At 61.0% G+C, this 26,081-nt stretch carries 27 protein-coding genes; 15 read left to right on the top strand and 12 right to left on the bottom strand.

Annotated elements, in window-relative coordinates; translation table 11 throughout:
- Nucleotides 1-37 precede the first annotated feature (37 nt).
- From ACW9IB_RS02810 to ACW9IB_RS02795, 4 genes are all read left to right on the top strand, one after another.
- The gene (locus ACW9IB_RS02810; RefSeq protein ID WP_457412202.1) at nt 38-1,369 is read left to right on the top strand and encodes a TRZ/ATZ family hydrolase; all 1,332 of its coding nucleotides are present in this window, start codon (nt 38-40) and stop codon (nt 1,367-1,369) included.
- A 63-nt stretch (nt 1,370-1,432) separates the two neighbouring features.
- Nucleotides 1,433-2,131, top strand: a complete 699-nt coding sequence (gene ubiG, locus ACW9IB_RS02805; protein ID WP_010211967.1) for a bifunctional 2-polyprenyl-6-hydroxyphenol methylase/3-demethylubiquinol 3-O-methyltransferase UbiG — start codon at nt 1,433-1,435, stop codon at nt 2,129-2,131.
- Between the two features lie 4 nt (nt 2,132-2,135).
- On the top strand, nt 2,136-2,807 hold the full coding sequence (mupP, locus tag ACW9IB_RS02800) for an N-acetylmuramic acid 6-phosphate phosphatase MupP (RefSeq protein WP_457412200.1): 672 nt from the start codon (nt 2,136-2,138) through the stop codon (nt 2,805-2,807).
- Nucleotides 2,808-2,889: 82 nt separating this feature from the next.
- Nucleotides 2,890-3,630, top strand: coding sequence for a YciK family oxidoreductase (locus ACW9IB_RS02795; protein WP_457364541.1), 741 nt, complete (start codon nt 2,890-2,892; stop codon nt 3,628-3,630).
- A 129-nt stretch (nt 3,631-3,759) separates the two neighbouring features.
- On the opposite strand, the gene ACW9IB_RS02790 is transcribed toward ACW9IB_RS02795, so the two are convergent.
- The 6 genes from ACW9IB_RS02790 to ACW9IB_RS02765 are packed head-to-tail and all read right to left on the bottom strand — an operon-like array spanning nt 3,760 to nt 9,917.
- Nucleotides 3,760-5,274, bottom strand: coding sequence for an ABC transporter substrate-binding protein (locus tag ACW9IB_RS02790; protein ID WP_457364542.1), 1,515 nt, complete (start codon nt 5,272-5,274; stop codon nt 3,760-3,762).
- Nucleotides 5,256-6,275: an ABC transporter ATP-binding protein gene (locus tag ACW9IB_RS02785; RefSeq protein WP_457364543.1), complete on the bottom strand. Its 1,020-nt coding sequence runs from the start codon at nt 6,273-6,275 to the stop codon at nt 5,256-5,258. The genes ACW9IB_RS02790 and ACW9IB_RS02785 overlap by 19 nt, the downstream gene beginning before the upstream one ends.
- A complete protein-coding gene (locus tag ACW9IB_RS02780) occupies nt 6,272-7,228 on the bottom strand; it encodes an ABC transporter ATP-binding protein (protein ID WP_457412198.1) in 957 nt (318 codons plus the stop codon). The genes ACW9IB_RS02785 and ACW9IB_RS02780 overlap by 4 nt, the downstream gene beginning before the upstream one ends.
- Nucleotides 7,225-8,082, bottom strand: a complete 858-nt coding sequence (locus tag ACW9IB_RS02775) for an ABC transporter permease (RefSeq protein ID WP_457364545.1) — start codon at nt 8,080-8,082, stop codon at nt 7,225-7,227. The genes ACW9IB_RS02780 and ACW9IB_RS02775 overlap by 4 nt, the downstream gene beginning before the upstream one ends.
- Entirely contained in the window at nt 8,079-9,026 is a 948-nt protein-coding gene (locus tag ACW9IB_RS02770; RefSeq protein WP_457364546.1) for an ABC transporter permease, read from the bottom strand. Before ACW9IB_RS02770 ends, ACW9IB_RS02775 begins: the two co-directional genes overlap by 4 nt.
- Nucleotides 9,027-9,029: 3 nt before the next feature.
- Nucleotides 9,030-9,917 (bottom strand): proline iminopeptidase-family hydrolase, encoded by an 888-nt coding sequence (locus ACW9IB_RS02765; protein ID WP_457364547.1) that lies wholly within the window; start codon nt 9,915-9,917, stop codon nt 9,030-9,032.
- A gap of 183 nt (nt 9,918-10,100) precedes the next feature.
- On the opposite strand from ACW9IB_RS02765, the gene ACW9IB_RS02760 reads away from it, so the two are divergent.
- Entirely contained in the window at nt 10,101-10,865 is a 765-nt protein-coding gene (locus tag ACW9IB_RS02760) for a LuxR family transcriptional regulator (RefSeq protein WP_457412197.1), read from the top strand.
- Between the two features lie 93 nt (nt 10,866-10,958).
- A complete protein-coding gene (locus ACW9IB_RS02755) occupies nt 10,959-11,891 on the top strand; it encodes a proline iminopeptidase-family hydrolase (protein ID WP_457412194.1) in 933 nt (310 codons plus the stop codon).
- Between the two features lie 53 nt (nt 11,892-11,944).
- On the opposite strand, the gene ACW9IB_RS02750 is transcribed toward ACW9IB_RS02755, so the two are convergent.
- Nucleotides 11,945-13,447 carry a nucleobase:cation symporter-2 family protein gene (locus ACW9IB_RS02750; RefSeq protein ID WP_457412191.1) on the bottom strand — a complete coding sequence of 501 codons (1,503 nt, stop codon included), beginning with the start codon at nt 13,445-13,447 and terminating at the stop codon, nt 11,945-11,947.
- Nucleotides 13,448-13,619: 172 nt separating this feature from the next.
- Between ACW9IB_RS02750 and ACW9IB_RS02745 the strand changes: the two genes are divergently transcribed.
- Nucleotides 13,620-14,570, top strand: coding sequence for a LysR family transcriptional regulator (locus tag ACW9IB_RS02745; RefSeq protein WP_457412189.1), 951 nt, complete (start codon nt 13,620-13,622; stop codon nt 14,568-14,570).
- 143 nt (nt 14,571-14,713) lie between these two features.
- Nucleotides 14,714-15,547, top strand: coding sequence for a nucleoside-binding protein (locus tag ACW9IB_RS02740; RefSeq protein ID WP_457412187.1), 834 nt, complete (start codon nt 14,714-14,716; stop codon nt 15,545-15,547).
- A 123-nt stretch (nt 15,548-15,670) separates the two neighbouring features.
- Here the strand turns inward: ACW9IB_RS02740 and ACW9IB_RS02735 are convergent, their stop codons facing one another.
- Nucleotides 15,671-16,840, bottom strand: a complete 1,170-nt coding sequence (locus ACW9IB_RS02735) for an acetylornithine/succinylornithine family transaminase (RefSeq protein WP_457364553.1) — start codon at nt 16,838-16,840, stop codon at nt 15,671-15,673.
- Between the two features lie 102 nt (nt 16,841-16,942).
- Between ACW9IB_RS02735 and ACW9IB_RS02730 the strand changes: the two genes are divergently transcribed.
- Nucleotides 16,943-17,848 (top strand): LysR family transcriptional regulator, encoded by a 906-nt coding sequence (locus ACW9IB_RS02730; RefSeq protein ID WP_457364554.1) that lies wholly within the window; start codon nt 16,943-16,945, stop codon nt 17,846-17,848.
- Here ACW9IB_RS02730 and ACW9IB_RS02725 read toward each other — a convergent pair.
- Both ACW9IB_RS02725 and fabV read right to left on the bottom strand, forming a co-directional pair.
- The gene (locus tag ACW9IB_RS02725) at nt 17,845-18,468 is read right to left on the bottom strand and encodes an HAD family hydrolase (RefSeq protein ID WP_457412185.1); all 624 of its coding nucleotides are present in this window, start codon (nt 18,466-18,468) and stop codon (nt 17,845-17,847) included. The two genes, ACW9IB_RS02730 and ACW9IB_RS02725, sit on opposite strands and share 4 nt — an antisense overlap.
- Before the next feature lie 240 nt (nt 18,469-18,708).
- Complete coding sequence (gene fabV / locus ACW9IB_RS02720) at nt 18,709-19,902, bottom strand: enoyl-ACP reductase FabV (protein WP_457412183.1); 1,194 nt, start codon at nt 19,900-19,902, stop codon at nt 18,709-18,711.
- Between the two features lie 293 nt (nt 19,903-20,195).
- On the opposite strand from fabV, the gene ACW9IB_RS02715 reads away from it, so the two are divergent.
- Together ACW9IB_RS02715 and ppnN are read left to right on the top strand one after the other, a co-directional pair.
- The gene (locus ACW9IB_RS02715; protein ID WP_457364557.1) at nt 20,196-21,020 is read left to right on the top strand and encodes an aspartyl/asparaginyl beta-hydroxylase domain-containing protein; all 825 of its coding nucleotides are present in this window, start codon (nt 20,196-20,198) and stop codon (nt 21,018-21,020) included.
- Between the two features lie 150 nt (nt 21,021-21,170).
- A complete protein-coding gene (gene ppnN / locus ACW9IB_RS02710; RefSeq protein WP_457364558.1) occupies nt 21,171-22,544 on the top strand; it encodes a nucleotide 5'-monophosphate nucleosidase PpnN in 1,374 nt (457 codons plus the stop codon).
- Nucleotide 22,545: 1 nt separating this feature from the next.
- On the opposite strand, the gene ACW9IB_RS02705 is transcribed toward ppnN, so the two are convergent.
- Nucleotides 22,546-22,938: a RidA family protein gene (locus ACW9IB_RS02705; protein ID WP_457364559.1), complete on the bottom strand. Its 393-nt coding sequence runs from the start codon at nt 22,936-22,938 to the stop codon at nt 22,546-22,548.
- A gap of 154 nt (nt 22,939-23,092) precedes the next feature.
- On the opposite strand from ACW9IB_RS02705, the gene ACW9IB_RS02700 reads away from it, so the two are divergent.
- From ACW9IB_RS02700 to ACW9IB_RS02690, 3 genes are all read left to right on the top strand, one after another.
- Entirely contained in the window at nt 23,093-23,350 is a 258-nt protein-coding gene (locus tag ACW9IB_RS02700; protein ID WP_457364560.1) for an AbrB/MazE/SpoVT family DNA-binding domain-containing protein, read from the top strand.
- Entirely contained in the window at nt 23,347-23,742 is a 396-nt protein-coding gene (locus tag ACW9IB_RS02695) for a PIN domain-containing protein (protein WP_457364561.1), read from the top strand. Before ACW9IB_RS02700 ends, ACW9IB_RS02695 begins: the two co-directional genes overlap by 4 nt.
- Nucleotides 23,743-23,812: 70 nt before the next feature.
- Nucleotides 23,813-24,187 carry a hypothetical protein gene (locus ACW9IB_RS02690; protein WP_457364562.1) on the top strand — a complete coding sequence of 125 codons (375 nt, stop codon included), beginning with the start codon at nt 23,813-23,815 and terminating at the stop codon, nt 24,185-24,187.
- 7 nt (nt 24,188-24,194) lie between these two features.
- Here the strand turns inward: ACW9IB_RS02690 and ACW9IB_RS02685 are convergent, their stop codons facing one another.
- Nucleotides 24,195-25,094 (bottom strand): DMT family transporter, encoded by a 900-nt coding sequence (locus ACW9IB_RS02685; protein WP_457412182.1) that lies wholly within the window; start codon nt 25,092-25,094, stop codon nt 24,195-24,197.
- Between the two features lie 98 nt (nt 25,095-25,192).
- Between ACW9IB_RS02685 and ACW9IB_RS02680 the strand changes: the two genes are divergently transcribed.
- Nucleotides 25,193-26,041 (top strand): LysR family transcriptional regulator, encoded by an 849-nt coding sequence (locus ACW9IB_RS02680; protein ID WP_457412179.1) that lies wholly within the window; start codon nt 25,193-25,195, stop codon nt 26,039-26,041.
- The last annotated feature ends 40 nt before the right edge of the window (nt 26,042-26,081 follow it).

Genomic DNA, 26,081 nt, shown 5'->3' with positions numbered 1-26,081 from the left:
GCCCTTCTTTATATAGCTGCCCGGGAAGAAGCCTGCGATGACCACCACTGCCGCCCCGCTCGACCTCTTACTGCTGCCCACCTGGCTGGTACCTGTCGAACCCGCCGGCGTGGTGCTCAAGGACCACGGCCTGGGCATCCGCGACGGGCGCATTGCGTTTATCGGGCCACGAACGGCAGCGTTGAAGCTGGAGGCCCGCGAAGTGCGCGAACTGCCGGGCATGCTGCTCAGTCCCGGCCTGGTCAATGCCCACGGCCATGCGGCGATGAGCCTGTTTCGCGGGCTGGCCGACGACTTGCCCCTGATGACCTGGCTGGAAAAACACATCTGGCCCGCCGAAGCCAAGTGGGTCGACGAAGCGTTTGTGCGCGACGGCACCGACCTGGCCATCGCCGAGCAGCTCAAGGGCGGCATCACCTGCTTCTCCGACATGTACTTCTACCCCAAGGTCGCCAGCGACTGCGTACACAACAGCGGCATACGCGCACAAATCGCATTCCCGATCCTCGACTTCCCAATCCCGGGCGCCAGCACTGCCGACGAGGCCATTCGCCAGGGCGTGGAGTTGTTCGGCGACCTCAAGCATCACCCACGCATCAAAATCGTGTTCGGTCCCCATGCGCCCTATACCGTGTGCGATGAAAACCTGGAAAAGATCCGGATCATGGCCGAGGAACTGGATGCCTCGATCCACATGCATGTGCATGAAACCGCGTTCGAGGTACAACAAGCCGTGGAACAGACCGGCGAGCGGCCGCTGGCGCGCCTGGGCCGCCTCGGCCTGCTGGGCCCGCGCTTCCAGGCCGTTCACATGACCCAGATCAGCGAGGATGACCTGGCATTGCTGGTAGAAAGCAACACCAGCATCATCCACTGCCCGGAATCCAACCTGAAACTGGCCAGCGGCTTTTGCCCGGTTGAACGTCTGTGGCAGGCTGGCGTCAATGTGGCCATCGGGACCGACGGCGCCGCCAGTAACAATGACCTCGACCTGCTGGGCGAAACCCGCACCGCCGCGATGTTGGCCAAGGCCGTCGCCGGTGCTGCCACCGCCCTCGACGCCCACCGCGCCCTGCGCATGGCCACCCTCAACGGCGCGCGGGCCATGGGCCTGGAAACCGAGATCGGCTCACTGGAGGTGGGCAAGGCCGCGGATATCGTCGCTTTCGATCTGTCGGGGCTGGCGCAACAACCGATCTACGACCCGGTCTCACAGCTTATATATGCCACCGGACGCGATTGTGTGAAACACCTTTGGGTCGCCGGCAAGCAACTGCTCGACGACCGGCAATTGACCCGCATGGATGAACAGCAACTGACCGCCACGGCGATCGCCTGGGGCCAGCGCATCAGCGGGCACACCGAATAACGCAGGTCCTGAACCTTGCCGTTCAGGACCGGCAAACCGATTATCAGATTCAGAGGATTCACCATGAGCAACGTCGACCACGCCGAGATCGCCAAATTCGAAGCCCTGGCCCACCGCTGGTGGGACCGCGAAAGCGAGTTCAAGCCCCTGCACGACATCAACCCGCTGCGGGTCAACTGGATTGACGAACGCGTCAACCTGGCCGGCAAAAAGGTGCTGGACGTGGGCTGCGGCGGCGGCATCCTCAGCGAAGCCATGGCGCAACGGGGCGCCACCGTGATGGGCATCGACATGGGCGAAGCCCCCCTGGCCGTGGCCCAACTGCACCAACTGGAATCCGGCGTGAACGTGGAATACCGCCAGATCACCGCCGAAGCCCTGGCGGAAGAAATGCCCGAGCAATTCGATGTGGTCACCTGCCTCGAAATGCTGGAACACGTGCCGGACCCTTCGTCGGTGATCCGCGCCTGCTTCCGCATGGTCAAGCCAGGCGGCCAAGTGTTCTTCTCCACCATCAATCGCAACCCCAAGGCTTACCTGTTCGCGATCATCGGCGCCGAATACATCATGAAGCTGCTGCCCCGCGGCACCCATGACTTCAAGAAATTCATTCGCCCGTCCGAGCTGGGGGCCTGGAGCCGTCAGGCCGGCTTGACCGTCAAGGACATCATCGGCCTGACCTACAACCCGCTGACCAAACACTACAAGCTGGCCAACGACGTTGACGTCAACTACATGATCCAGACCCTGCGCGAGGAGTGAGCCTGTGAAGTTGCGAGCGGTTCTCTTCGATATGGACGGTACCTTGCTGGACACCGCGCCGGACTTTATCGCTATCTGCCAGGCCATGCGCGCCGACCGTGGCCTGGCGCCGATCAACCCTCAGCACATCCGCGATGAAATCTCCGGCGGCGCGCGGGCGATGGTGGCCGTGACCTTCTCCATGGACCCGGAATCCCCTGGTTTTGAAGCACTGCGCCAGGAATTCCTCGAGCGCTACCTCAAAGGCTGCGCGGTCCACAGCAAACTGTTCGACGGCATGGCCGAGCTGCTGGAAGACCTCGAGAAGTCCAAGCTGATCTGGGGCGTGGTCACCAACAAGCCACTGCGCTTCGCCGAGCCGATCATGCAGCAGTTGGGCCTGGCCGAGCGCTCGGCGCTGCTGATCTGCCCGGATCACGTGAAAAACAGCAAGCCGGACCCGGAACCCATGATCCTGGCCTGCAAGATGCTCGACCTGGACCCGGCCAGCGTGCTGTTTGTCGGCGATGACCTGCGCGATATCGAGTCTGGCCGTGACGCCGGCACCCGTACGGCGGCGGTGACCTACGGCTACATTCACCCGGACGACAACCCGCGCCACTGGGGCGCCGACGTGGTGGTGGATCACCCGCTCGAGCTGCGCAAGGTGCTGGATAACGCACTGTGCAGCTGCTAGGGCCAATGGAGATCTGAATATGGGATCTCCACAGCTTTCAAGTCTGGTGTTTGTACCCCGCTGAATTTTGTCGAGGCTATTTATGTTTGATTACTCCGCACGTCCAGAATTGCTCAAAGGCCGGGTCATCCTGGTCACTGGCGCCGGCCGCGGGATTGGTGCAGCGGCAGCGAAAACCTACGCCGCCCATGGCGCCACCGTGCTGTTGCTGGGCAAGACCGAAGCCAACCTGGCCCAGGTGTATGACGAAATCGAAGCTGCCGGCCAGCCTCAGCCGGTGGTGATCCCGTTCAACCTGGAGACTGCCCTGCCCCATCAATACGATGAGCTGGCGGCGATGATCGAAAAGGAGTTCGGCCACCTCGATGGTCTGCTGCACAACGCCTCGATCATCGGCCCGCGCACGCCGATCGAGCAGCTGTCGGGCGAAAATTTCATGCGGGTGATGCAGGTCAATGTCAGCGCGATGTTCATGCTGACCAGCACCTTGCTGCCTCTGCTCAAGCTGTCCCAGGATGCGTCGGTGGTGTTCACCTCCAGCAGCGTGGGGCGCAAGGGCCGTGCGTATTGGGGAGCTTACGGGGTATCGAAGTTTGCTACCGAAGGCCTGATGCAAACCCTGGCCGACGAACTCGACAGCGTTGCATCAGTACGCTCCAACAGCATCAACCCGGGCGGCACGCGCACGAGCATGCGGGCTCAGGCATATCCGGGAGAAAACCCGATGGAAAGGCCCGCGCCTGAAGAGATCATGCCGGTGTATCTGTACCTGATGGGGCCGGACAGTGCCGGCATCAATGGCCAGGCGTTCGACGCGCAGTAACAGGAAGGACGCAGATCCAAATGTGGGAGCGGGCTTGCCCGCGAATGCGGTAGATCAGTCGATATCTCTGTTGACTGACACTCCGCTTTCGCGGGCAAGCCCGCTCCCACAGTTGTTTAGCGGTAGCCTTTAGTTTTTCACCACTTCTTCGAGGGTGAAGCGACCCAGCGGGTTTTGCAGGAAGTTACTGATGTTCTTGCGTGAGATGTTGATATACGGGCTGTAGTACAAGTCGATCCAGTTCACATCCTGTTTCGCCAGTTTCTGCAGCTCCACATACATCTGCTCACGCTTGACCGGGTCAGACTCGATCCGAGCGGTCGCCACCAACTCCTTGACCTTGTCGTTCCTGTAGCGGGTCATGTAGTTCTGGTTGGTGTCGTGGCCCAGTACGAACGTGGTCTTCTGGTCCGGGTCGAGGATGTCGTTGGTCCAGTACATCACCGAGATATCGTAGTCACCGTCCACCAGCATCTGCCAACTTTGGGTCGGGTCGACCTTTTGCAGGTTGGCGGTCACGCCGACCTTGGCCAACTGGTCCTTGATGATCACCGCAATTTGCTCGTCGGCTTCGTTGCCGGCGTTGACCACGTAGTTGAGCTTCAAGTCCTTGGCACCCGCCTGCTCCAGCAGTTTCCTGGCGGCGGTCGGGTCGTACGGGCGTTGCAGGTTGTTGGCGTAGTGGTACAGCGAGCCCTTTGGAATGTAGGAATACGCCACAGTGCCCTGACCGAACGTGGCGGTCTTGACCAGCGATTGTTTGTCGATGGCCATGTCCAGCGCCTGACGCACTTCCGGCTTGGCCAACAGGCCGTGCTCGTGGTTGATCAACAGATGATCTTCACGGGTGGACGGGTCGGAATGCACCACTACGTTCTTGTCTTTCTTCAGCTCTTCGACCCGCGAGAACGGCACGAAGATCGCCGTATCCAGCTCGTTGTTCTGCACCATGCGCATGCGGGTGTTGTCGTCGGTCACCGAGACCCACTCCACGCCGTCCAGGCTCACATTTTTGGCCTGCCAGAAGTTCGGGTTCTTCTTGAGGATGACGCGATCGCCCTTGCGCCATTCATCAACGGTAAACGCGCCGGAGGTCACCGGGTTTTCCGAATAGGCGTCTTCGCCCATCTTGGTCATGGCTTTTTCCGACAGGATCGATACCGTCGGCGATGCCAGTTGCGAAAGGAAAGCCACAGCCGGGGTCTTCAGCGTGACTACCAGGGTTTTCGGATCCGTCGCCTTGGCGGTGTTGATCAGGTTGAACGGGTCAGCCCACAACGAAGCCTTGTTGTCACGGATGCGCAACAGGCTGAACGCCGCATCGTCAGCGGTAATCGTCGAGCCATCGGAGAACTTCGCGTCGCGCAACTTGAAGGTGTAGGTCAGGCCGTCCTTGGAGATGTCCCAGCTTTCTGCCAGCCCTGGCTCCATCTTGGTGCCCAAATTGTCCACGCGCACCAGAGTGTCGTAGACGTTGGCGAACACCCAGGTGTCGCGGTTCTGCGCACTTTTGATCGGGTCGAACGTGGTGCTGTCTTCACGGCAGCCGATGGTCAGCACACCGGCGGCCTGGGCGAGACCGGCAGTCAGCGACCACGCCGTGAGCGTGGCGGCGGCGAGCAACTTCAAGTGACGGGATTGCATGTCATAACTCCTTGTTCATGAATGGCAGGAAGGTTCAACGGTTCTTCAAGCACGCAACTGTATCGATGCTCGTGCAGAAAATGGGTCGGCGGCAACACCACGGAACACATCGTCCGTGCATGCCGACAGCGCGGGTGAAAGGCGCAACCCGTGGGCAAGTTCAGCGGGCTCGGCGGTTCTCCCGGCAGGGGTTCGGCGGGCAGGGGCCGATGGGGATCGATCTCCGGAATCGCCTCGATCAGCGCCGCCGTATACGGATGGCGCGGCGCGGTGAACACCGCCTCCACCGGCCCTTCTTCGACGATCTTGCCCAGGTACATCACCGCCACGCGGTCGCACAGGCGCCGCACGATGGCCAAGTCATGGGCGATAAACAGGATTGCCAGGTTCATGCGTTGTTGCAGTTCCAGCAGCAGGTTGATGATCTGCCCCTGGATCGACACATCCAGCGCCGCCACGCACTCGTCAGCCACGATCAGGCGCGGCTCCACTGCCAGCGCCCGAGCGATGCCAACACGCTGGCACTGGCCGCCGCTGAGGGAGCCGGGTTTGCGGCTGGCCAACTCGGGGCGCAGGCCAACCAGGTCAAGCAGCTCATTCACACGAGCCGGAATCTGCTCTGGTGCGACCTTGCGTTGCACCCGCAGCACTTCGGCGATGGTTTCGCCGATGGTGTGACGCGGATTCAGCGCAGCGTAAGGGTCCTGGAAGATCATCGCGGTTTCATGGCGCAGGCGCGTGATGTCGAGCCCGCTGCCATGGGCCATATCGATACCGTCGAACAACACCTGCCCGGCACTGATCGGGTTCAAGTGCAGAATCGCCCGGCCCAGGGTGCTTTTACCGCTGCCCGACTCCCCCACCAGCCCCAGGGTTTCACCGGCGGCAAGGTTCAACGACACCCCGTTCACCGCCCTCACCCACTGCTTGTTCAACCCGAACAGGCCAGTGCCGGACGCAGCAAACTTCACCTCCAGGTCCTTGATCTGCAACAGGCTCATGGGTGCGCTCCCAACGGGTAATGACAGGCCACGCGCGCACCTTCGGGCAGCACCTCGGTGCACAAGGCGCCCACCTGCGGGCAGCGCGGATGGAAACGGCAACCGCCGGGCAAGGCATCCAGCAACGGCGGCTGACCGGGAATCGTGCGCAGCAGGGCATGACCGCTGCTGTGGGCCGGCTGGCAATCGATCAAACCCGCGGTGTAGGGATGCTGCGGCTGCGCCAGCAGGTCGTACTTGCTGCCGTGCTCGCACAGGCGCCCGGCGTACATCACGGCGATGGCGTCGCAGGTTTGCGCGACCACGCCCAGGTCATGGGTGATCATGATGATCGACAAGCCACGCTGGTCACGCAGGTCCAGCAGCAGACGCAGGATTTGCGCCTGCACCGTCACATCCAATGCGGTGGTCGGCTCGTCGGCGATCAACACCCTGGGGTTGCAGCCCAGGGCCACGGCGATCATCGCGCGTTGGCGCATGCCGCCGGAAAACTCGTGAGGGTAGTTGTCGACCCGCGCTTGCGGATCGGGAATGCCGACTTGGCGAAGTACCTCGATGGCCTGTTGGCGCGCTTCCTTTTTCGAGGCGCCTTGATGCAAACGGATGCCCTCGGCGATCTGCTCACCGATGCGCATCAGCGGGTCGAGGTGGCTGCTGGGGTTCTGAAAGATCATGCCCAGTTGCCCGCCTCGCACGGCACGCATTCCGGCGTCGTCGAGCGTCAGCAGATCCTGGCCAGCCAGCCGCACCGCGCCGCCCTGCACCCGCAGGTTGGGCGACGGCAATAGACGCATCAGCCCACGGCACGCCATGGTTTTGCCTGAACCGCTCTCGCCCACCAGACCGAGGATCTCGCCTTCGGCCAGGTCGAAAGACACACGGTCCACCAGCGTGACGTCGCGCCCGGCAGTGCGGGCGATCACGCTCAGGTCCCGTACCTGCAACAGGCTCATGAGCGATCCCCCAACACTTGCGCCACGCCATCGGCAAGCAGGCTGAAGCCCATGGCCAGGGTCACGATGGCCAGGCCCGGAAACGTGCAGATCCACCAGGCGGTGGTGATAAAGGCCTGGCCCTCGGCAACCATCGTCCCCCACTCCGCGGTGGGCGGTTGCACGCCCAGGCCCAGGTAACTCACGGCGGCGCCGTTGAGCAACACCAGCACCGCGTCCGACATGGAAAACACAATCGAGCCGAACAGCGCGTTGGGCAGCAAATGCCGGAACAGAATGCGCCCATGGCCAAACCCCAGGCTTTTGGCGGCCAGGGCAAAGTCACTCTCCTTGAGCACCAGAATCTGCGAGCGGATCAACCGCGCATACGACACCCAGCCCACCAGCGCCATGGCGATGTAAAAGCTCTGCAGGCCCGGGCCGAGGATGGCCATGATCGCCAGCATCAGCACCAGGAAAGGGAACGCCAGGATCACGTCGATCACACGCATGCAGAAGCTGTCGAAACGCCCGCCGATGTAACCCGAAACCGCGCCGATGAAGGTACCGATGATGAACGGGAAGATCACCCCGACGATGGCCAGTTGCAGGTCGATGCGTGCGCCCCAGATCACCCGCGACAGGATATCCCTGCCGTAGTTATCGGTGCCGAAGGGATGTGCCAGGCTGGGGCCGATCAAGCTGATCTCGGTGTTCTGCACGATGGGATCATAGGGCGCGATCCACGGCGCGAACAACGCCAGGGCCAGCCACCCCAGCAGAATCAGCAAGCCCCACGCGGCCGTCAGGCGGCCATTGCGAAAACCGAAACGCAGGCGCAAACGCCAGGGCGCGACCAACGGGCGACTGCTCATTGCATCTTCACTCGGGGATCGAGGGTGACCGTCACCACATCGGCGATGAAATTGACCACCACGGTCGCGCAGGCCAGCACCATGGCCACGCCCTGCACCACCATGTAGTCGCGGGTGAAGATGCCACGTACCAGCAATTGACCGATGCCGGGAATGGCGAACAGGCTTTCGATCACCACCGTGCCGCTGATCAGCCAACCAATGTTCACCGCCAGCAGGTTGACCGCCGGTACCAGCGAGTTGGGCAACACATGGCGGCGAAATACCAGCGCTTCCGACACCCCGCGCGCCCGCGCGGCGGTGACGTGATCAGCCTGCAACTCCATCAACATGCTCGCCCGCAGGTTGCGCACCAGCACCGCCGACAACGCCAGGGCGATGGTCAGGCACGGCAGCACCATATGGTGGGCCTTGTCGAGCCAGGTGCGACCGTAGCCAGACACCGGGAACAAACCCCACTGCACACTCAGTAACAGAATCAGCATCAAGCCCAGCCAGAATGCCGGCATGCCCAGGCCAACGGTGGTGAACACGCGGATCAGGTTATCCGCCCAGCCGCCCTTGTTGCGCGCGGCCAGCGTGGCCAGCGGCACCGCGATCAACAGCGCCAACAGCACACTGCCGAGCACCAGCACCAGGGTCGGTTCGATGCGGGTGACGATCAGCTTCAAGGCATCGACCTTGTACAACAGCGATTGCCCAAGGTCGCCCTTGAGCAGGTTCTTCAGGAAGTAGAAATATTGCTGCCACAGCGGTTGATCGAGACCGTATTGCGCACGGATCTTCAGCAGCGCATCCGGTGTGCTGCGCGAGCCCAGCAACGCGCGCGCCGGGTCACCGGGAATCGAGCGCACCAGCACGAAGGTGATCAGGCTGATGCCGAACAGCACCGGCAGCAATTGCAGCGGCCGGGACAACACAAAACGGTAGCGCGCCAGGTTCATCCGTCAGCCCCGGTGGCGAGCGAGAAAGTCCAGCAGCACCGGGAAATACGCCTGGGGTTCTTCATAAAACGGCATATGGCTGCTGTTGGGGAACACATGCAACTCGGCGTGGCGTGCCGCCAGCTTCATGCGCTGGGCGCAGGCCGGAGTGAGTTCGTCATGCTGGCCGGTGGTGATCAGGATCGGCATCTTGAACTCGGCCATCTCCTTGAGGCGGTTCCAGTCCTTGAGGTTGCCGATGTAGAGAAATTCGTTGGGGCCCTGCATGGTCTCGTAGGGCCCCATGTTCCAGTCGCCCAGGGAGCGTTTGACCGGCTCCGGCCACTCGTCCAGGCGACACACGTGGCGGTAGTTGAGCAAGGTGATCGCCGCCTGGTACTGCGGGTGATCCAGGGTGCCCATGGCCTCGTGGCGCTGCATCATGGCCACGGTCTCGCTGCCCAGGGCACCGCGCAGGCGTTCCAGCTCCCGGGACAGGTGCGGAATGTCGCCGACGGTGTTTTCGAGGATCAGGCTTTTCAGTGCATCGGGGTAATGAATGGCGTACTCGATACCGAGCCAGCCACCCCAGGAATGCCCGAGCAGGTGCACACGCCCCAGACCCAAGGCCTGGCGCACGGTTTCGACTTCTTCGACATAACGGCCGATTTCCCACAGGGAAACATCGGTGGGTCTGGCTGATGCGCCCGTGCCAAGCTGGTCGAATGCAACCACGCGCAGGTTGTGCGCCTTGAGCCAACCGTGGGCATCGCGCAAGTAGTCGCACGGCAGCCCCGGGCCACCGTTGAGGCACAACAGCACCTCGTCGCCTTCGCCAAAGCTGTAGGCCACGAGGTCATGGCCGTCGACTTGCACGGTGTACCGCTGGTCGGGAGCAATTTCACGCCACATGCATACATTCCTTGTCTTGTGTCGGCCTGGCAGGTAGCGGCCGTTTATCTGGCCAACACTACCGAGGATGCCGCGCGTCCATAACCTAGCATTTCTTATAGGTTTGGCCTGGCAGTCCTTCGCCGGGGCGTGGCATTCTACTTGCAGCAAGTCGAGATTCAAATGAATTCGGGAGCAGAACGGATGCTGGCCAAGCTGACCGCCTTCAACCACCGTCTGATGCCGGGCAGGAGCCTGGATGAACAGATGGACAACACCTTCATCCTTGCCCAGCAGTTGGGCTTCGATGCACTGGTGTACGACTACACCCCGGTGCCGATCGACCACGACGGTACCTTGATTACGCCCTCGGTACTGGAGTTGCGCAACACGCCGCCCGACTGGCATACCCTGTGGTGCAGCGAAGGGTTCTATCAGATCGACCCGGTGCAACACCTGGCCTTGAACAGCGTGTCCCCCTTTGTCTGGTCCTACGAAGCCAAGGCCGAGACCGCGCTGCAAAAGATCATCGACCCCTGCCACGCCCCGGTTTCCACTTACCTGCACGAGCAGCAACTGACCTGCGGCGTAAGCGTGCCCATCCATTTGCCCCGGGGCGGTTTCGCCTCACTGACCGGCCTGCGGACCGGCAAGGCGCGCACCGTGCTACAGGATGCCCAGCAGACGTTGTCGGATTTTTCTCTGATTACCCACGCCTTGCAGGAAGCGGCCTACCCCTTGTTCAGCAAGGAACTGCGCGCCTATCCGCACATTCACCTGACCAAGCGCGAACGCGAATGCCTGAAATGGGCCGCCGAGGGCCTGACCGCTGCAGACATCGCTGCGCAACTGAACCGGTCACTGGCGGTGGTCACCCTGCACCTGGCCTCGGCGATGCATAAACTGGGGGCCAAGAATCGCGTGCAAGCCGTGGTTCGCGCCGCCCACTACCGTTTGCTCGAAGACTGACCCACCGACAAAAACCTAGCTGTTTTGCTAGTTACCTAAACCCTGTGTGCGGACTATGGTGTCCCTGATCCTTTTTTCAGCGCAGGGTACGAAATGGACTTCATCGAAAAAATCCGCGAAGGGTATGCGGCCTTCGGCGCCTACCATACCTGGTACCGCGTCACGGGCGATCTCAACACCGGCCGCACACCTCTGGTGGTCATCCATGGCGGCCCCGGCTGCACCCACGACTACGTCGACGCCTTCAAGGATGTCGCCGCCAGCGGTCATGCCGTGATCCATTACGACCAACTGGGCAATGGCCGCTCGACGCACCTGCCCGACAAAGACCCATCGTTCTGGACCGTCAACCTGTTCCTCGAAGAACTGAACAACCTGCTGGACCACCTGCAGATCAGCAACAATTACGCGATCCTCGGGCAGTCCTGGGGCGGCATGCTGGGCAGCGAGCACGCGATCCTGCAACCCCGGGGCCTGCGCGCGTTCATCCCGGCCAACTCCCCGACCTGCATGCGCACCTGGGTCAGCGAAGCCAATCGCCTGCGCAAATTGTTGCCCGCAGGCGTGCATGAAACCTTGCTCAAGCACGAAGCCGCCGGCACCTATCAAGACCCGGAATACCTCGCGGCGTCGCGGGTGTTCTACGACCAGCACGTGTGCCGGGTCAACCCGTGGCCGGACGAAGTGGCGCGCACTTTTGCCCAGGTCGACTCGGACCCGACGGTGTACCACGCCATGAGCGGACCGACCGAGTTCCATGTGATCGGCAGCTTGAAAGACTGGAACGTGATCGGCCGGCTGTCGGCGATCAACGTACCGACCCTGGTGATTTCCGGTCGACACGACGAGGCCACGCCGCTGGTGGTCAAGCCGTTCCTGGATGAGATCGCGGATGTGCGCTGGGCGCTGTTCGAAGACTCCAGCCACATGCCCCATGTGGAAGAACGCCAGGCGTGCATGGGGACGGTGGTGAAGTTTCTGGATGAGGCCTGCTCGGTGCCGTACCCAAAGCTTAAAGCTGGCTAAATCAAAATGTGGGAGCTGGCAAGCCAGCTCCCACATGGGTTTCTCAATCGGCTTTAGACTTCGGTGGTTTCAGGTTTCGCGGTCTTCCTTGATACATCAGCTACGAGTGGAATCTCCTTACCCTCAGCATCAAACAGCTTGCCGCCCCGGAAGTAATCCCCATCGCGCAACGCCGCCACATCGTGGAAGCACAGGCTGCGCTCGGTCCCCGCCACGAACACTGACTGCTGGTCCGAATTGCCGGCGGTGAAGTGGTTGAACGCCAGGTTCAGCAGGATCGCCATGATCGCCGACGAACTGATGCCCGAGTGGAAAATGGTCGCGAACCAGCTGGGGAAGTGATCGTAGAAGCTCGGCGCTGCGATGGGGATCATGCCAAAACCGATGGACGTGGCGACGATGATCAGGTTCATGTTGTTGCGGTAATCCACCTTGGACAGGGTGCGAATGCCGCTCGCCGCCACGGTGCCGAACAACACGATCCCGGCACCGCCCAACACCGACGTCGGTACTGCCGCAATCACCCGTCCCATGAACGGCAGCAGGCCGAGCACCACCAGGAATACCCCGCCCGTCGCCACCACGAAGCGGCTTTTCACCCCGGTCACCGCCACCAGCCCGACGTTCTGGGCGAATGCACTCTGGGTGAACGAACCGAAGATCGGCGCGAACATGCTCGACAGCATATCGGCGCGCAAGCCGTTGCCCAGGCGCTTGGAGTCGACTTTAGTGTCGATGATCTCACCCACCGCCAGAATGTCCGCCGAGGTCTCCACCAACGTCACCATCACCACAATGCACATGGAAATGATCGCCGCCACATGGAAGGTCGGCATGCCGAAATGGAAGGGCGTGGGAAAGCCGAACATCGGTCCCTGGGTGACACCGGAGAAATCGGCCATGCCCAGGAATACCGCGATCACGGTACCGATCACCATCGCCAGCAGGATCGACAACCGTGAGATGGTCGCGCTGCCAATCTTGCTCAACAGCAACACCAGCACCAGGGTCAGCGCCGCCAGGCCGATGTTCGGCATGCTGCCGAAATCCGCCGCGCGGCTGTTGCCGCCCATGGCCCAGCGCGCCGCGACGGGCATCAGGGTCAGGCCAATGGTGGTGATCACGATACCGGTCACCAGAGGTGGGAAAAACTTGGTGATCCGCGAGAACACGGGGGTGATCAGCAACCCGATCAGCGAAGCGGCCATCACCGCCCCAAGAATCGCCGGTACGCCGCCAGCACCGTCGCTGCCGACAATCGCCACCATGGTCGCCACACCGGCAAACGACACGCCCTGCACCAGCGGCAACTGGCAGCCGAAGAACGGCAGACCCAGGGTTTGCAACAGGGTTGCCAGGCCGCCGGCGAACAACGACGCGGCAATCAGCAAGCCGATGTCCGCCGGCGACAAACCCGCCGCCTGACCGACGATCAACGGTACGGCCACGATACCGCCGTACATGGTGAGCACATGTTGCAGGCCGTAAGCCATGTTGGCCGCGACGCCGAGATTCTCATCTTCTGGCCGCTGCGGTGACGCCTTCGGGATAGTCATGGTGAGGGGGTCTCTGTTTTTGTTGTGCGCTCACTGTATGCAAAGGAAAGATGGGATGTCCATAGAGTTGTATACAATCAATTCCACAATACACGCATTACTAAAGTTACAAAAATCCATTCAGCCGCCCAGCCTTGTGGCTTGAAGCCTTGCGCAAAAGGACCTGAAAAAAATGCTCAATCGCAAGCTGCGCCTCCACGCCCCTGCCATCTACTACTTCGACATGGTGCGGCGCTGCCATTCGATCCGCGAGGCCGCGCGGCGCCTGAATGTCGCGTCATCGGCGGTGAACCGGCAGATCCTCAAACTGGAAGACGAGATGGGCGCGGCGCTGTTCGATCGCCTGCCCGGCGGACTGCGCGTCACCGCCGCCGGCGAGATACTCAGCCGTCACGTGACGTTGCTGTTGCAGGATGTTGAGCGCATGCGTGGCGAGCTGGATGGCTTGCATGGCGTGCAGACCGGGCACGTGGAGATCGCCACGGTGGAAGGGGCTGCCGTCGAACTGTTGCCGGCCGCCCTCAGGCGCATGCGCGAGCGCTATCCGAAGGTGACCATCGGCGTCACGGTGCAGGGTTCGCGCTCCATACCTGCCGCGGTAATTCAGGGCCAGGCCGACCTTGGCCTGGCGTTTGCCCTGCCCCGCAGCTGCGAAATCACACAGTTGTGTGTCGGGCATTTCCGCTTGAGCGCATTGATGACGCCGGCGCATGCGCTGGCTACGCAACCCCGTGTGAGCTACGGGCAGTGTTGTGAACATGGCGTGATCCAGGCCAAGAGCGAGCTGTCGGTGCACCATCTGATCGCGCCGTTGCATCGCCGCACAGCCAGTGGCCACAAACCGTTGCTGCACAGCAATTCCATGGAACTGGCGCGGCAACTGGTGCGCCAGCAACTGGGCATTGCCTTCCAGACCCGCATCGGCATCGAGGCTGACTTGGCGCGCGGTGAACTGCTGCACGTCCCACTGAGCGACCAGGGCGGGATCTTCAGTGACCTCGGCGTGTATGCCCGCAAAGACCGCGACCTGCCTGTTGCCGTACAGGCCCTGACCCTCCTGCTGGGTGAGGAAATCGCCCTGCGCGAACGTGAGGAGTCGGCCTTGGCGCCTTGTATTTCCTGACTTTCAAGCTAGTTTTGCTGCTGCCATTTCGGCATCGGCCCAGGCGAGATTCTGTTCTTTGGCCCGCGCCGTCCTTGGGCGAATACTGCGCCCGGCGGCCCTTGCAGAACCGCCATGAGCCAAACGCCAAAGGAATCAGAACAATGAAAAAGGCATTGCACGGCGCAACCGTATTACTGTCACTGCTCGGCGGCGGGGAGGCCGTCGCAGTGGAGTGGATGAACAACAGCGTAGGATTTCGCTACGGCCAACAGTTCACCAATCCGAATAACCCCGATGACTTCAGCAAACGCATTTACAGCTTCACCCATGCCAGCGGCTACCGCTACGGCAGCAACTTTCTGAACCTCGATGTGTTCCTCTCCGACAGCCGCGACCCACGCAAGGGCACCGACCACGGAGGCAGCGAGGTGTATGCCGTCTACCGGCACCAGGTATATGCCTCGCGGGTGTTCGACATGCCGTTGGGCACTGGTCTGATCAAGGACTACGCCCTGACCCTGGGCTTCGACGCAAGCCGCAACAACAACCTAGCCTCGGCGAAAAAACGCGCGCTGGTGCTCGGCCCGACGTTGAAGTTCAACACCGTCGGCGTGCTGGACCTGAGCCTCTTGTATTACAAGGAAAAGAACCACACCGGCATTCCCGGCGCACAGGAGTCGAATCACACCTTCGACGACACCTACATGCTCAATCTGACCTGGATGCGCCCTTTCGATATCGCCAATCACAGCGCGAGATTTCAGGGCTTCATCAATTACGTCGGGGAAAAAGGCGATGACTACCATGGTCGCGACACCGCACCGGAAGCGCTGATGCGCACCGCGCTGATGGTGGCGGTACGCCCGGGCACAAGCGTCAAGCCTAACCTTTACCTCGGTGTGGGGTACGAGTACTGGCACAACAAGTTCGGCGTGGACGGCGGGCGGGGTAGCCGCACGTCGACGCCGACGCTCAATATGGAAGTGACCTTTTAGGCCGCCGGTCAGCCCTTCATGCGTGGCCTGGGCACAGAACAGGCTGTCTCCGGCCTTGGCCTTGAAAATCACCCAGGTCGAATGTGGGAGCGAGCAAGCCCGCCCCCACAGTTTGATTGTGTTTCAATCCAATAGGCGGGTGATGGCTCTTACGATCATCTCCACTTCCTTGGTATCCAGGGTCAACGGCGGCAGCAGGCGGATGATCTTGCCGCGCGTCACATTGATCAGCAGGCCATGCTCCTGTGCTGCCCGCTGGGCCAGGTCGCGATAAGGACTGGCCAGCTCGATGCCGATCATCAGCCCCTGCCCACGAATCGCCAGAACCTGCGGATGCTCGCTCAATTCCACCCGCAAGCGCGACAGCAAGCGTTCGCCCTGTTGGGCGGCATTCTGCAACAGCCCCTGCTCTTCGATGATGTCCAGCACCGTACAGCCCACCCGACACGCCAACGGATTACCGCCGAAGGTGCTGCCGTGACTGCCCGGCGTAAACAACTGCGCCACCGCTGTCCGGGCCAGGCAGGCACCGATGGGCACTCCGTTGCCCAGGCCTTTGGCCAGTGTCATCACGTCCGGCACGATGCCCTCATGCTGGAAGGCAAACCAGGTGCCGGTGCGCCCGATACCGGTCTGGATTTCGTCGAGCATCAGCAGCCAGCCATGGCCCGTGCAATGCTCGCGCAGGGCTTTCAAATAACCCGGCGGCGCGGGTAGCACACCGCTTTCCCCCTGGATCGGCTCCAACAGGACGGCGGCGATGCGCGTGCCGAACTGTTGGGTGATAGCCTCCAGCGCGGCCAAATCACCAAAGCGCACTTTGACGAAATCTCCCGGCAGGCGCTGGAAACCCAACCGCACCGAGGGCCCGTCGCTGGCCGCCATGGTGCCGAGAGTGCGCCCGTGAAAGGCGTTTTCCATCACCACCACCAGCGGCTCTTCGATGTCTTTTTTCCAGCCATGCAGCCGGGCGAGTTTCAATGCCGTCTCGTTGGCTTCCGCGCCGGAGTTGTTGAAGAACGCACGGTCCAGGCCCGACAACTGCGTCAGCCGCTGCGCCAGGCGCCGCTGCCAGTCGATGCTGTAAAGATTGGAGGTGTGCAGCAGCAACCCCGCCTGTTCGCTGATGGCCGCCACCAATTTCGGGTGGGAGTGGCCGACATTGGTGACCGCCACACCGGCCACCGCATCGAGGTACTCGCGGCCACGCTGGTCCCACAGACGCGTGCCCAAGCCACGGGTAAAGCTCAGGTCCAGCGGTTGATAAGTGGTCATCAGACAGGCGGCAGTCATGGCGGCAGGCTCCGGTTTTCGTTTGGGTGGGTGCAGTATCGTTAACCACCCCGAATGGATAAACTGCGCATTCCTGCAATTACTTTAAACCAGGGCTTGATAATGGATCTGTTCCAGGCGATGTCGGTTTACGTGAAAGTGGTCGAAACCGGCAGCATGACCGCTGCAGCGCTGGAATGCGGAATGTCGACCACCATGGTCGGCAACCACCTGCGTGCGCTTGAACAACGGCTGGGGGTCAGCCTGCTCAAGCGCACCACGCGTAAACAAAGCCTCACCGAGTTTGGCGGGCAGTATTATCAGCGCTGCCTGGAAGTGCTGGGCCTGGTGGCCGACTCTGAACGGCTGGCCGAGCAGACCCACAGCGAAATCCCCAAAGGCAACCTGCGCATCACCGCGCCACCGGTGTTCGGCACCGAACGCCTGATGCCGGCCTTGAGCGAGTTTTCGCGGCGCTTCCCGCTTATCAATTTGTACGTGGTGTTGAGCAATGAGCGAATGGACCTGGTCGACAGCGACTTCGACGTGGCGATCCGTCTTGGCGAGCTGGAAACCTCCAGCTTGATCGCTAGGCCCATGCAGGCCTACACCCTTACCCTCTGCGCGTCGCCTGAGTACCTGGCGCGACGCGGCACGCCGTCGAAGCCCGATGACCTGAAACAGCATGACTGCCTGGCGTTCGCTTACCCGGCGAACGATAACTGGCGCGACACCGGCAAACTGTGGCGCATGAGCGGCGATGAGGGCGACGTAGAGGTTCCGGTATCCGGCTCACTGACCATCAACAGTTCGCAAGGCTTGCGGCAGGCGGCGGTCAACGGCATGGGCATCATCATGCTGGCCGATGCCCTGGTACAGCCTGACCTGGAGAGCGGCAAGCTGGTGGCTTTGTTGACGTCCTACAAACTCCCCAGCCGGCCCATGCACCTGCTCTATCGCCAGGATCGTTACCGCCTGCCCAAACTGCGCGCATTCGTGGACTTCGCGATGGAGACGTGGGCGCTTTAGAACGCCACACCCAACTCACGCAAGCGCGCAGCGGTGCGCTCGGCTGATACATGGTGAATACCCTGCCAGCCGAGGGCCACGGCGGCGTCGATATTACCGGCCACATCGTCGATGAACACGACTTCTACGGCTTGGATATCCGGCAGGTGGGCGCGTACCTGATCGAGGCTGGCGTGATAGATCGCGGGGTCCGGTTTGATCAGCTTCAACTCGCCCGACACGACGATATCGCGAAAGCGCTGCAGGAACGGGTAGTTGGCCCGGGCGTACGGGAAGGTTTCGGCGGACCAGTTGGTGAGCCCGAACAAGGGCATGCCGGCCTGATGCAGGGCTTCAAGGATCGCCACCCCTTCCGGCAACGGGCCGCGCAGCATTTCATGCCAGCGGTCGTAATAGGACTGGATCAAGGCTTCGTGTTGAGGGTATTGGGCGATCAGGCTGCGGGTGCCGTCAGCCAGGGTACGACCGGCATCTTGCTCGGTGTTCCAGGCCTGGGTACAGATGGTGTCGAGAAACCATTGCCGTTCGTGATCGTCGGCAATCAGCTTGCGATACAGGTGCTGCGGGCTCCAATCGAACAGAACACCGCCGAAATCAAAAACTACTGCACGAATCGTCATCAGATCCTCCGTTAGCGTGAGTGATAGCGCTGGGAGTCTGGCAGATTGTGGGGGTCGCCGGGAGCGCGATGGCGTGTAGGAAGGTTCCTGAGCGTTACACAATACAAATGTGGGAGCGGGCTTTTGTGGGAGCCGGGCTTGCCCGCGATAGCATCGCCGCAGTGCAACTGTTACACCGAGGCGACCGCATCGCAGGCAAGCCAGCTCCCACAAAAGTCTTCATCTATTGTGATGCGCGCTTCAGGCCTGAATCAGGCCATTGATCTTCACGGTCGGATTGACGTCGGCATCGTAATCCACGCCATCGACTTCAAAGCCGAACAAACGCAGGAACTCAGCCTTGTAGCCGGCAAAGTCGCTGATCTCGTTGACGTTGTCGTCGGTCACCTGGTTCCACAGGGCCGCCACGGCATCCTGGACTTTCGGCTCCAGCTCGGCCAGGTCGGCGCGCAAGCGGCCATCGGCGTCCAGCTTTGGCTCGCTGCCGTACAGGCTGTCCTTGAACAGGCCGTAGACCTGCTCGATGCAGCCTTCGTGGGTGCCCTGCTCTTTCATCACTTTGAACAGCAGCGACAGGTACAGCGGCATGATCGGGATCGCCGAGCTGGCCTGGGTGACCACGGCCTTGAGCACCGACACACGGGCGTCGCCCTTGAGTGCCGCGAGGTTGTCACGCAGGGTCAGGACTTTTTTATCCAGGTCTTTCTTGGCTTCGCCAATGGAGCCGTTCCAGTAGATGTCCTGGGTCAGCTTCTCGCCGAGGTAGGTGAACGCGGTGGTCTTGGCACCTTCGGCCAGGACGTCGGCGTCACGCAGGGCATCGATCCACAACTGCCAGTCTTCGCCACCCATCACTTTGACGGTGCCGTCGATTTCTTCCTGGGTCGCCGGCTCCAGGGTCGTGTCGACCACGACGCCCTTGTCGGTGTTGATACCGCGCAGGGTCACGGACTTGCCGATCGGCTTGAGGGTGGAGTTGTGCACCACGCCTTGCGGGTCGGTACGGCGTGGTGCGGCCAGGCTGTAGACCACCAGGTCGATCTTGCCCAGGTCTTTCTTGATGGTTTCGATGGTCAGGCGCTTGATCTCGTCGGAAAACGCGTCGCCGTTGATGCTTTTGGCGTACAGGCCTTTTTCGACGGCAAACTTCTCGAACGCGGCACTGTTGTACCAGCCGGCCGAGCTCAACTTGCCCTCTTCGCCTTCTTTCTCAAAAAACACGCCCAGGGTGTCGGCGCCGCAGCCAAACGCAGCACTGATGCGCGCGGCCAGGCCGTAGCCGGTGGAAGCACCCAGGACCAGTACTTTCTTCGGGCCGCCTGCGATGGCGCCGTGTTGCGTCACGTAGTCGATCTGTTCCTTGACGTTCGCCTCACAGCCAACAGGGTGAGCGGTCACACAGATAAAGCCACGAACCCGCGGTTTGATGATCATAAAATTTCTGCCTCTTCCAAGGTGCCGAAGGCCAGTGGTGGCCATTCAACTTCAATCGTACCGGTCTATGACGTCCGAAAAAACGAAGCGTCACGATAGTCGCAAATCTTCTGTTTACAAAATTCAATCCATTCCGGGCTTTTTGTGACACTTGAGCTAACGTGCAGGCCACAAACGTAAAATTTTGTTCAACGTCTTCACAATTTCGCAATATTTAAAACGCCCGGCGCGGCAATAACCCCCTATCATAGCGACTTTGTTTCGAATTATTTCGCGCTCCGGAGCCGAGTTTCATGAGTAAAAGCGCTGTTCGCAAAAAACTGGTCTCCGCCGCGTGGGCGCTGGGTGTCCTGCTGGTCATTTACTGCTTTCCCCGCACGACCCTCGGGTTTCTGCTGCTTGTGGTGGTGTGCGGCATTTACGACTTCCTGCGCAATGGCCTGTACGACCGCGACACTCTCAAGAAATACTTCATCGGCAATGGCCGTAACACTTGGTTGCTGGCGCCGTTCAACACCCTGTTCGACCTGGTGAGCAGCCGCAACCGCCATGTGTACACGATGGCCGACCTGCCGACCGCCTGGCGCAAAGACCTGCAACAGGTGATCGACGACGCCATGGCGCACAAGGATGAAATCATCGGTTACCTCGATGAGCGCATGGCCGAGAAGAAACGCGGAATGCTGTTTTTCCAGTGGTACGGTCGCCCCATCGAGACCACCCTGGATATTCCACGGCTGCGGGAAAAACTGCCATTCGTGAAAACCATCGGCGTGTCGGTCTTCAACGAAAACCGCTCCACTTCTTTTCACTTCGGCCCGCTGCGCATGATGTTCCGCGTGCTCTACAACATGGCGCCAGCCCCCCATCACGAGGGCGTCTACATTCAGGTAGGCAAGCACAAGCACTACTGGCACGACGACCCACTGTTCATTTTCGACGACACGCTGATGCACGCGTCCTTCAACAAAAATGACGCCAAGCGCTACTGCCTGTTTATCGATATCGTCCGCCCGACACCATTGCCGTCGATTCTCAATGCCGTGATCGCGGGCTTTGCCGGCCTGGTGTTTACCCTGCGTCGGGTTTTCTACAAAAACTGGAAGCTGATTCAGTAAGTTCTGCGGCATGATGGAGGTGGACGGTGTTTGCGCTCGGGCTTGTACCTGAGGTAAATAACCGTCTCGTGCGACCGAACTCGGCGCCCACTCTTCCAGAGCCATTGCGGCCCTTTAGCGGTGCAATGGCTGTGCTTTCAAGGAATCAGAATGCCCCAACGCCAAGTCATCAATGCCTCCGTCAGCCCCAAGGGCAGCCTCGAAACCCTCTCCCAGCGTGAAGTGCAACAACTGAGCGAAGCCGGCACCGGCAGCATCTACACCCTGTTCCGCCAGTGCGCCCTGGCTATCCTCAATACCGGCGCGCATATCGATAACGCCAAGACCATCCTCGACGCCTATAAAGACTTCGAAGTGCGCATCCACCAGCAGGATCGCGGCGTGCGCCTGGAACTGCTGAACGCGCCTGCCGACGCATTCGTCGATGGCGAAATGATCGCCAGTACCCGCGAGATGCTGTTCAGCGCCCTGCGCGATATCGTCTACACCGAGAACGAGCTGGACAGCCAGCGCATCGACCTGAGCAACTCCCAGGGCATCACCGACTACGTGTTCCACCTGCTGCGCAACGCCCGCACGCTGCGCCCCGGTGTCGAGCCGAAGATCGTGGTGTGCTGGGGCGGCCACTCGATCAACACCGAAGAATACAAATACACCAAGAAGGTCGGCCACGAATTGGGCCTGCGCAGCCTTGACGTGTGCACTGGCTGCGGCCCGGGCGTGATGAAAGGTCCGATGAAAGGCGCGACCATTTCCCACGCCAAACAACGCATCACCGGCGGTCGCTACCTGGGCCTGACCGAACCGGGCATCATCGCTGCCGAGGCACCGAACCCGATCGTCAACGAACTGGTCATCCTGCCGGATATCGAAAAACGCCTGGAAGCCTTCGTGCGTGTCGGCCACGGCATCATCATCTTCCCTGGCGGCGCCGGCACGGCCGAAGAATTCCTTTATCTGCTGGGCATCCTGATGCACCCGGACAACCGTGACCTGCCGTTCCCGGTCGTCCTGACCGGGCCGAAGCACGCCGCGCCATACCTGCAGCAACTGCACGCGTTCGTCGGCGCCACCCTGGGCGAAGCGGCGCAGGCGCACTACCAGATCATCATCGATGACCCGGCCGAAGTGGCGCGCCAGATGACCGCCGGCCTGAAGGCGGTGAAGCAATTCCGTCGTGAGCGCAACGACGCGTTCCACTTCAACTGGCTGCTGAAGATCGACGAGGGCTTCCAGCGCCCGTTCGACCCGACACACGCCAACATGGCCAGCCTGCAACTGAGCCACGCCCTGCCCCCACACGAACTGGCGGCCAACCTGCGCCGTGCGTTCTCCGGGATTGTGGCGGGCAACGTCAAGGACAAGGGCATTCGCCTGATCGAACAGCACGGCCCGTATGAGATCCACGGCGACCCCGCAATCATGAAGCCACTGGATGAGCTGCTACAGGCGTTCGTCGCCCAGCACCGCATGAAACTGCCGGGCGGTGCGGCGTATGTACCGTGCTACCGAGTGGTGCAATAAATCAGCGTTGCACCGCCACACATTTGATTTCCACCAGCAGACCGGGGTGTGCCAGTTCGGACACCCCGATCGTGGTCCAGGCGCAATGCCCGCGTGGGAACAGACGGTTTTTCACCTCTCGAAAGACCGCCATGTGCCGGCTCATATCCACGTGATACGTGGTCATGTCCACCACATCGTCAAAGCTGCACCCTCCCTCCTCCAGCACTAGTCGCAGGTTCTCCCAGGCGGCGACGAATTGCGCCTCGGGGTCTTCGATCACGGCCAGTGCCGCTGTGCGGCCCACCTGCCCGGCACAGTAAAGCGTCTTGCCGACCTTGACGGCGGGCACGTAGCCGGCACGTTCGACGATGGCCTGCATGACGGGGGGAATGATGAGTTGGCGGTCAGTCATATGCTGTATCTCTTTGCAGGGGCATTCAGGCGTGTCGACGTCATTTGTCGGGCTATCTTTTTACCTGTTCCGACTCACCCACACCAGAGAAGCCCCTATGGACCAACGGATCTTGTCCTCCAGCATTCCTTACCCTAAGGTAAGGAGCATCACGATGGAGATATTCAATATGGCGACTGCCACACTGACCTCAAAAGGCCAAATCACCATTCCGGTTCAAGTCAGAACCGCTCTGGGCCTGGAAACCGGAGACCGCGTCGAGTTCGTAGAAACGGACGACGGCCGGTTTTCCATCATTGCCGCCAGCAAGACCGTGCACGACCTCAAGGGGTTGATCCGCAAACCTGCCCAGCCGGTGTCCATCGAGGACATGAACCGTGCAATTGCCGCACAGGGAGCCAAGGCAGGATGATCGGCCTGGACACCAATGTACTGGTTCGTTACGTCACTCAGGATGACCCGACCCAATCGCCCAAGGCCTGCGAATTGATCGAGTCGCTCACTACGGCGTCGCCGGGTTTTGTCAGCCTGGTGTCCGTGGTGGAACTGGTCTGGGTTTTACAAAGTTGCTATCAGTCGGCCAAAAGCGACGTGATCAACGTTCTGGAGACGCTGTTGCGCACCCGGGAGCTGATCATCGAGCATGCCGAAATCGTCTGGCAGGCCTTGCGGCGGTTCACTTCCAACAAAGCCGACTTTGCAGACTGCCTGATCGAACGCTGCGCCCACGCGGCAGGGTGCAAGTACACGGCCACTTTCGACCTCGACGCTGCCAGGACCGCGGGCATGAAACGCCTCGCGTGAGTTCGGCGTTGCGGCTCAAGCCGGGCTTTGGTAAAAGTCGCGTTCAAACCTGATCAAGAGAACGACCCACGTGCGCGCGCTGCTTATCGCTGCCTTGACCACAACCTCAAGCCTGGCCAATGCCGACACCATTGCCTGGCCTGATTTGCCGCAAACCTGCTTTGTCAGCGGTCGCTCCGCTACCAGCACGGATGTGGACACCGGTTGCGCGGCGTTTTTGATCAATGTGAAAGGCCTGGCGGCAGGTACGCCGATCAAGCTGGATATCCCCCAGTACGCCCTGCATGTGGACGAAACGACCGGCAAGGAGACGCCGGTGATCATCATCCAGGCGGAAGAAAATGGTGATATCAAGGCGGTCGGCTACCGCGAGCTGGGCACCGACCAACTCGGTGCCGCGCTGTTGCGGGAGGTTCGACTGTTGGGCACCCGGAAGCCGATCTAACGGGCAATCAGGAGGTGCAAAGCGCTCCACGTCGCGTCACCCGCACCAGCATCAACCCTGCGATCACCACGGCGATACCGGCATAGGTTGTGGGTTGAATCACATCGCCGAACAGCCACGCAGCCCACACCAGGGTCACCGGCGGCTCCAGATAGACCAAGGCCGCGACGTGCGTGGCGGTCATCGTTCGCAACAGCATCCACAGGCTCAGATAAGCGACGAAGGTGGAAAACACTGTCAGCCAGACGATCGAGATCAACATCTCGGTGGTATGGGGAATACTCAGCGTGCCGGTGCAGAGTACCGCCACGGTAAAACCCACCAGGCTCAACAGAGATTGAATGAACAGCGGCAACACCAGGCCTGTCTGCTCCGGTTGTACGGAGTGACGTTCGTACAGGGTCGCCAACGTCAGGCCCAGTGCTGACACCAGCGGCATCAGGTACATGAGCACACCGACAGTCTGCCCTTCACTGCTGTATTGCCCGGCAATCACCACCGATACGCCAGCAAAGCTGATCAGCAGGCCCAACCATTGCCAGGCGCCACTGCGCTCAGTAGTACTGCGTGACGACAACGCCGCGGTCATCAAGGGCTGCAGCGCAGCGATGATCGCCGCGATACCCGGCGGCAAGCCTTTTTGTATCGCCACATAGAGACAACTCAGGTACAGGAATTGCGACAGAAAGCCGATCACCGCGTAATGGCGAATCTGCATCCATGACACCGTCCGCAACCGGTTATTCAAAAACACGCCCAGACACACCGTGACCAGCAGGAAGCGCCAGAACAGCAGGTTGAAGGCCTCGCCACCTTGCGTCCCCAGTTTGGCGCCGATATAGCCGGAACTCCACGACAGCACGAAGGCTGCCTGCAATGGCAACAGCCCCAGGGTGGATCGCTTCATGAGACCTCCAGTCGGTGTGAGTTGACTGGAAGGCTAAGGGCCTCACATCCTTGTGTATATTTGAATAACCTGCACCTGTTATCCGCAAAAGTGAAATCATGACCCGTCGGCTGAATATTGAATTGCTCCGCACCTTCCATGCCGTGGCGCGCTTCCGTCGTTTCAACGAAGCGGCCGATCACGTGCACCGCAGTGCCTCGACCGTGACCACGCACATCCAGAAGCTGGAAGATCAGGTGGGCCAGCGACTGTTCAGCCGTAACAACCAGGGGGTGGAACTGACGCTCTTCGGCAAGAAACTGCTGGGAGACACCACGGAATTCCTAAAAAGTCACGACCGCCTGTTGATCGCTCTGATGCCTCAGCGCATGGAGGGGAAAATCCGCCTCGGCATCCCCGACACCTACGCCCCCGCCTTCATTCAAGCCTGCCTGCCGCGCTTGATCGCCGACAACCCGCTGCTCGAACTGGAAATCGAAGCCCGCACCAGCGGCGAACTACTGAAACTCTTCATCGCCAACCAACTCCATCTGACATTGACCGTCAGCGCACTGCCGCTGGAACAGGGCGAACGTCTGGGCCCGATCCAGCCACTGTGGGTAGCCGCCGAAGGGTTCCATTGCGCCCCTCATGCACCGCTGCCGATCACCGTGCCGATCTCCGGCTGCCCGTACCGTGCAGCAGCGTTGCAAGCCCTCCAAGATCACGGCGTCTATCATCGGGTACTGATGGAAAGTCCCAACTCATCAGCCGTCGAAGCCTGCATTCGAAGTGGCGCCGCCATGGGCCTGATCGAAGAAAGCCGTATGGGCATGGGGCTTGTACCGGTCAGCGCAAAGTTCAACTTGCCAGCACTGCCGGAACATCATCTGTACCTGTTGTGCGACTCGAGTAACGCGCTGGCCCTGCACCTTTACGAGCAGGTCAAAAACGGCTTCACGCTCTGAATCAACCCCATGAAAAAGCCCGCTGACCGTTACCGGTTCA

It is taken from the genome of Pseudomonas sp. SDO524_S393 (genome assembly GCF_054071875.1).
The sequence above is the reverse complement of the archived record's forward strand: the minus strand, read 5'-3'. Positions and strand labels throughout refer to the sequence as shown.